The sequence below is a fragment of the Streptomyces sp. O3 genome, from assembly GCF_054788135.1.
Genome location: NZ_JBTVYK010000053.1, coordinates 43048 through 50024, shown reverse-complemented (window position 1 = coordinate 50024; position 6977 = coordinate 43048). Strand labels below are relative to the sequence as shown.

6 protein-coding genes are annotated in these 6977 nt (G+C 73.5%); 4 read left to right on the top strand and 2 right to left on the bottom strand.

The window, feature by feature from the left end; translation table 11 throughout:
* Positions 1–128: 128 nt before the first annotated feature.
* Positions 129–659, bottom strand: coding sequence for a hypothetical protein (locus ACX6XY_RS23970; protein ID WP_460334451.1), 531 nt, complete (start codon positions 657–659; stop codon positions 129–131).
* Positions 660–931: 272 nt separating this feature from the next.
* Here ACX6XY_RS23970 and fmt point away from each other — a divergent pair, with 272 nt between their 5' ends.
* The 4 genes from fmt to ACX6XY_RS23950 all read left to right on the top strand — a co-directional run bounded on the left by fmt (position 932) and on the right by ACX6XY_RS23950 (position 5346).
* On the top strand, positions 932–1864 hold the full coding sequence (fmt, locus tag ACX6XY_RS23965; protein WP_460334448.1) for a methionyl-tRNA formyltransferase: 933 nt from the start codon (positions 932–934) through the stop codon (positions 1862–1864).
* 80 nt (positions 1865–1944) lie between these two features.
* Complete coding sequence (locus ACX6XY_RS23960; RefSeq protein ID WP_460334445.1) at positions 1945–3360, top strand: RsmB/NOP family class I SAM-dependent RNA methyltransferase; 1416 nt, start codon at positions 1945–1947, stop codon at positions 3358–3360.
* 108 nt (positions 3361–3468) lie between these two features.
* Complete coding sequence (rpe, locus tag ACX6XY_RS23955) at positions 3469–4179, top strand: ribulose-phosphate 3-epimerase (protein WP_460334442.1); 711 nt, start codon at positions 3469–3471, stop codon at positions 4177–4179.
* Between the two features lie 81 nt (positions 4180–4260).
* A complete protein-coding gene (locus ACX6XY_RS23950) occupies positions 4261–5346 on the top strand; it encodes a sugar-binding transcriptional regulator (protein WP_460334440.1) in 1086 nt (361 codons plus the stop codon).
* A 66-nt stretch (positions 5347–5412) separates the two neighbouring features.
* Here ACX6XY_RS23950 and ACX6XY_RS23945 read toward each other — a convergent pair whose 3' ends face one another.
* Positions 5413–6951, bottom strand: coding sequence for an ATP-dependent DNA ligase (locus ACX6XY_RS23945; protein ID WP_460334437.1), 1539 nt, complete (start codon positions 6949–6951; stop codon positions 5413–5415).
* Between the last annotated feature and the right edge of the window lie 26 nt (positions 6952–6977).

The following is a 6977-nucleotide window of genomic DNA, read 5'->3' as shown; positions in this document are numbered from 1 at the left end:
TACGTTCCGCAGGGCGGAACGGGTGGGCACAACCCACCCGACCCCGGTGACCGTTCTCGCTTGGCCCGCAGGGCGACCCCCTCCCCGCGGCACGGGGGGACCCGTGCCGCGGGGAGGGCAGCGTGGGGCTAGCCGTTGCGGGGGCCCGGTAGGGCGCCTGGGCGGGCCTCGTCGCGGAGCGCGGCGCTGCCCGCCGTGGGCTGCGCGGGCATAGACCGCGCAGCAGGAACCTTCGGCACCGTGCCGACGGAGACCGCGCGCCCCCCCGCGGCCGGGGCGGAGCGCTCGGCCTCCGCCGCCGCCTGCGCCGTCGCCCGCCGCGCACCGTATCTGCGGTGCACCGCCTGCTTGGTGACACCGAGCGCCGAGCCCACCGCGTCCCAGGAGAAGCCGAGTGAGCGGTCGAAGTCCACGGCCGCCGTGACCAGGGTCTCGACGCTGTCGCGGAGTTCCTGGGCCAGGCGGACGGTCGGGGCGGGAGCGCGCCCGTACACGACGAAGCCCGTGGAGGGCCCGGAGCGGCGCGGACGGTAGACGTTGCCCAGCTGGGCGGTGAGGGTGCGCAACGCGTCCACCTGTCGGCGGACCCGCTCGATGTCCCGCACCAGCAGATGCAGGCTGGCCCTTGCCTGGGCGTCGTGGGTTGCGTGGTCGGCCATGAACAAGCCTCTCGAACCGGCGGTGAAAAGGATCGGGCCGCATGCGCGGCCCGTTGTGGTCAACTCTTTCTTGACCAACGCGCCCTGAGCCATGTGGTCACGGTGCGGGGGCGTATGCGCATATGCGCAGGGCGCGCGGATGCCTGTACACCCCGACGTAGTAGTCTTGCGCCCTGCCCCTGGGCAGCGGTCAGGGCTTGGCCGCGGCGGAGTCGCAGACTGGTGCGCTGCTCATCGCAGTCAGTGTTCGCACCAGCTTGAGAGGCCATCAGATGAAGCTCGTCTTCGCAGGCACCCCCGAAGTCGCGGTACCCGCGTTGGACGCCCTGATCGCCTCGGACCGCCATGAGGTGGCCGCGGTCGTCACCCGCCCCGACGCGCCCGCGGGCCGGGGGCGGCGGCTGGTCGCGAGTCCCGTCGCCGAGCGGGCGGCCGAGGCCGGTATCGAGGTGCTCAAGCCCCGGCGGCCACGGGACGAGGACTTCCTGGCGCGGCTGCGCGAGATCGGGCCTGACTGCTGTCCGGTCGTGGCCTATGGCGCGCTGCTGCCGCGGGTGGCGTTGGATGTGCCTGTTCGGGGGTGGGTGAATTTGCATTTCTCGTTGTTGCCCGCGTGGCGCGGGGCCGCTCCTGTGCAGCACTCGATCATGGCGGGGGATGAGATCACCGGTGCATCGACCTTCCTGATCGAGGAAGGGCTGGACTCGGGGCCGGTGTACGGGACCGTCACGGAGGAGGTGCGGTCTACTGATACCAGCGGTGATCTGCTGACTCGGCTCGCCTTCGCGGGCGCCGGGCTGCTCGCGGCGACCATGGACGGGATCGAGGACGGCTCGGTCAAGGCCGTACCGCAGCCGGTCGACGGTGTTTCGCTCGCGCCGAAGATCACCGTCGAGGACGCTCGGGTGGACTGGGCCGCTCCGGCGCTGCGGATCGACCGCGTGGTGCGCGGCTGCACTCCGGCGCCGGGGGCGTGGACGGCCTTCCGCGGGGAGCGGCTCAAGCTCGTTTCGGTGCGGCTGGTGCCGGACCAGGGGGAGTTGGCGGCCGGTGAGCTGGCGGTCGGCAAGAACCACGTGTACGTCGGTACCGGGTCGCACGCCGTGGAGCTGGAGTGGGTGCAGCCGCAGGGCAAGAAGCCGATGCGGGCGGCGGACTGGGCGCGCGGGGTGCGGATCGCCCCCGGTGAGGTGCTGGGTGGCTGACGCATGTGGTGAGTGGGCCTGGCTGGCGGGTCGCCGTAGGCTGGGAACGCACCTCCATCGATGATCCGGAGCACCTTTTCGTGAACGATCAGTCTCGTCGCCCTCCTCGGAAGTACCGCCGGCCGCAGAAGGACCCCGTGCGGATGCTCGCGTTCGAGGCGTTGCGGGCGGTGGACGAGCGGGACGCGTACGCGAACCTCGTCCTGCCGCCGCTGCTGAAGAAGGCCCGCGACAAGGGCGACTTCGACGGGCGCGACGCGGCGCTGGCCACCGAGCTGGTGTACGGCACGCTGCGGCGGCAGGGCACGTATGACGCGATCATCTCGGCCTGTGTCGACCGGCCGCTGCGCGAGGTCGACCCGCCGGTTCTGGACGTGCTCAGCCTGGGGGCGCACCAGCTGCTCGGGACCCGGATTCCCAGCCACGCGGCGGTGTCCGCGAGTGTGGAGCTGGCGCGGGTGGTGCTGGGCGACGGGCGGGCCAAGTTCGTCAACGCCGTGCTGCGGAAGATCGCGGCGGATGATCTCGGTGGGTGGGTGGAGAAGGTGGCGCCGCCCTATGAGGAAGATCCTGAGGAACATCTCGCGGTGGTGCACTCCCACCCCCGCTGGGTCGTGTCCGCGCTCTGGGACTCGCTGGGCGGCGGGCGCGCCGGGATCGAGGACCTGCTGGAGGCCGACAACGAGCGGCCCGAGGTGACCCTGGTCGCCCGGCCGGGGCGCAGTACCGCCGAAGAGCTGCTGGGCGTGCTCGGGGAGGAGCGCGGGCTGCCCGGACGCTGGTCGCCGCATGCCGTACGGCTCGCCGAAGGGGGCGAGCCGGGGGCGCTGGACGCGGTGCGCGAGGGGCGGGCCGGAGTGCAGGACGAGGGCAGCCAACTGGTCGCCCTCGCGCTCGCCCAAGCGCCCCTCGAGGGTCCCGACCGGCGGTGGCTGGACGGCTGCGCGGGCCCCGGCGGCAAGGCCGCCATGCTGGCCGGACTCGCCGCGCAGCGCGGCGCGGTGCTGCTGGCTTCGGAGAAGCAGCCGCACCGTGCGCGGCTGGTGGCGCGGGCCCTGGAGGGCAATCCGGGGCCGTACCAGGTGATCGCCGCCGACGGGACCCGTCCGGCCTGGCGGCCCGGCAGCTTCGACCGGGTGCTGATGGACGTGCCCTGCACGGGGCTCGGCGCGCTGCGCCGCCGCCCCGAGGCCCGCTGGCGCCGCCGCCCCGAGGACCTGGACGGCTTCGCCCCGCTCCAGCGCGGGCTGTTGCGCGAGGCGCTGGCGGCCGTACGCGTCGGCGGCGTCGTCGGCTACGCCACATGTTCGCCGCACCTCGCCGAGACCCGTGCCGTCGTCGATGACGTACTGCGGCAGGGAGGCGCCGAACTCGTCGACGCGCGCCCCCTGATGCCCGGTGTCCCGGCGCTCGGCGAGGGGCCCGACGTACAGCTGTGGCCGCATCTGCACGGCACGGACGCGATGTATCTGGCGGTGCTGCGGCGTACTGAGTGAAGCGGCCAATACGTCAGAACGGTACGGAAGGTGAGGTTCCGGGGCGGTCGGGGCGGCCGGACGGGACCGGGGCGTGGAAAGCCGCGCGGGCATGGCAGTCTGGGGGGCATGGCCGTTCAGATCAACCCCAGCATCCTGTCCGCCGACTTCGCGCGGCTCGCCGACGAGGCGAAGGCCGTCGACGGCGCGGACTGGCTCCATGTCGACGTGATGGACAACCACTTCGTGCCCAACCTGACGCTCGGAGTGCCGATCGTGGAGTCCCTGAGCCGGGCCACGCACACCCCGCTGGACTGCCATCTGATGATCGAGGACCCCGACCGCTGGGCGCCGCAGTACGTGGAGGCGGGCGCCGGGTCCGTCACCTTCCACGCCGAGGCCGCGGCCGCGCCCGTGCGGCTCGCCCGCGAGATCCGGGCCAAGGGGGCCAGGGCCTCCATGGCGCTGAAGCCCGCGACGCCCGTCGAGCCGTATGAGGACCTGCTCCCCGAGCTCGACATGCTGCTGATCATGACCGTGGAGCCGGGATTCGGCGGCCAGACCTTCCTGGACATCATGCTTCCGAAGATCCGCCGCACCCGCGAGCTGATCTCCAAGCACGGCCTGGAGCTGTGGCTCCAGGTCGACGGCGGCGTCGCGGAGTCCACCATCGAACGCTGCGCCGACGCGGGCGCCGACGTCTTCGTGGCGGGCTCCGCGGTCTTCGGCAAGGACGACCCGGCCGCGGCCATGCGCTCGCTGCGCGCGAAGGCCGAGGCGGCCGCCGCCTCGCATGAGCGGGTCGTGACCGCCGCGGCCGCCTGGGCGTGCGACCACTGAGGCGTCGACGGCGCGTCCGCCGGGCCACGGCCAGATGAACGCGGTACCGCAGGACTGATCAAGGCCGCCGGATCTGCGAGGATGAACGGTGAGTCGCCCAGTGAACGTGTGAACAGTGAGGAGATTGCCGTGTCCGGCATGTCGGCGGGTCGGCCAGCCCTGCGGATGGGACCCGCTGAGCTGGTGCAGGCGGCGGCCATGGCCCGCCGCTTCTATCTCGAGGGCAAGTCCAAGATCCAGATCGCCGAGGAGTTCGGCGTCAGCCGCTTCAAGGTGGCACGGGTCCTGGAGACCGCACTCGAACGGGACCTGGTGCGGATCGAGATCCGGGTGCCCGCGGAACTCGACGCGGAGCGCTCCGACCGGCTGCGGGCCCGCTACGGCCTGCGGCACGCGGTCGTCGTCGAGTCCCCGGCCGACCTGGCCGACGAGTCGCCCGATCCGGAGAACCTGGGCGAGGTGGCCGCCGACCTGCTCGGCGAACTCGTCACCGAGGGCGATGTGCTGGGGCTCGCCTGGGGCCGTTCGACCATCCACATGGCCGCCGCCCTGGACCGGCTGCCGCCGTGCACCGTCGTCCAGCTCACCGGCGTGTACGACGCCGGGACCGCCGAGCGCGGCTCGGTGGAGGCGGTACGGCGGGCCGCGCAGGTGTCCGGCGGCGAGGCGCACCCCATCTACGCGCCGATGCTGCTGCCGGACCCGGCGACCGCGGCGGCACTGCGCAACCAGACCGGCATCGCCCGCGCCTTCGAGTACTTCGACAAGGTCACCGTCGCCGCGGTCTCCATCGGCTCCTGGGAGCCCGGCATCTCCACGGTGCACGACATGCTCACCGACGCCGAGCGCGGCCACTACGCCTCGCTCGGCGTCGCCGCCGAGATGTCCGCGCACCTCTTCGACGCCCAGGGCCGCCGGGTCGGCCGTGACCTGGGGGAACGATGCATCACGGTCGAGGCCGACCGGCTGCGGCGGATCCCCGAGGTGGTGGCGATCGCCGGTGGGCTGCGCAAGGCGGGCGCGATCGACGCGGTGCTGCGCTCGGGCCTGGTGACCAGCCTGGTCACGGACACCGCCGCGGCGGACCAGCTGCTGCGGACCGGACCGGAGCCCCGCCCCGCGCTGGACCGCGCCGATCCGGACAGTGAGGCCGCGCAGGGGCGGTAGCCGAGCGTCGGCTGTATGGGGCGGGTGTGCTCTGTGTGGGGCGTGTGTGGTGAGTGTTCCGGTGTGCTACCGGTCGTAGAGCGCGTGGACCGTCTCGACCGTGTCCGCGTCGGCCGCCTGTCTGTCCTCGCGGTAGCGCACCACGCGCGCGAAGCGCAGCGTCACGCCCTCCGGATAGCGCGACGAGCGCTGTACGCCGTCGAACGCCACCTCCACCACCAGCTCGGGGCGCACCCGGACCAGCCACCCGTCGTCGCTGACCGCCAACTGCCGCAGCCGGTCGGTCTGCCAGGCCAGAAGCGCGTCCGTGAGGCCCTTGAAGGTCTTGCCCAGCATCGCGAACGACCCGTCCGGGCGGCGCGCGCCCAGATGCAGGTTGGACAGCTTCCCGGTGCGCCGCCCGTGCCCCCACTCCGCCGCCAGCACCACCAGGTCCAGCGTGTGCACGGGCTTCACCTTCAGCCAGGACGCGCCGCGCCGCCCCGCGCTGTACACGGAGTCCAGCGCCTTGAGTACGACACCCTCCCGCCCGCGCTCCAGGGCGTCGGCGGCGAACCGCCGCGCCGCCTCCCGCTGCCGTACGTCACCGGGGTCGTCGATCACCACACGGCGCACCCGGCGCGACGGCGACGCCACCCGGTCCAGTTCCGCGTGCCGCTGCCGGGCTGGCAGGTCGAGCAGGTCGCGGCCGTCCACGGCCAGCAGGTCGAAGAAGACCGGGACCAGCGGGAGCGAGGCACGGGCGCCCTCGACGTCCAGGCGGGAACCGACCCGGCCCGCGATGTCCTGGAACGGCCGCGGCCGTCCCCGCTCGTCCAACGCGATCACCTCACCGTCGATCACCGCCCGGTCGGCCGCCAGCTCGCGGGCCGCGGCGACGACGTCCGGAAGCCGCGCGGTGATCTCGTCCAGCGTCCGGGTGAACACCCGCACCGCGTCGCCGTCCCGGTGCACCTGCACCCGGATGCCGTCGAGTTTCTCCTCGACCGCGCACGGACCCAGCCGGTCCAGTGCCTCGTCCACGTCCTTCGCGCTCTTCGCGAGCATCGGCAGCACCGGCCGGCCCACGGCGAGGCGGAACCCGTCCAGCGCCCGTACCCCGTCCGCGGCCAGCGCCGCCGCCACCGTGTCCAGCCGCCCCGCGAGCATCACCGCCCGCCGGACCTCCGCCGGGTCGGCGCCGGCCGCGACCGCCAGCGCCTCGGCCGCGAGCGCGTCCAGCGCCCCCTGCCGCGGCTCGCCGCCGACCAGGCCGTACAGCAGGCGCTGCTCGTCCTCGGTCGCGGCGGTGAGGAGATCCCGCAGCAGGCGTCTGCGCTCGCCCTGGGCGCCCTGGCCGGAGACCGCCGCGATCCGCTCGAACGCCGCGTGGGCCTCCTGGACCGTGAGGCGGGCGGCCGGGGCGGGCGGCTGCCGCTCCTTGAACGCCGCCCAGCCCACGCCGAGCCTCCGCTGCGGCAGCCGCCCCGCGAGATACGACACCACCACCGGCGCGTCGGCCGGTGACATCCCGCGGAACAGCTCGGCGAGCAGCGCGGTCTTCCGCGACCGGGAGCGGGTCGCGGCGATCTCCCGCGAGGTCCTGGCCACGTCGGCGAGCAGCATGAACACATCGTGGCCCAGCGTCGGCC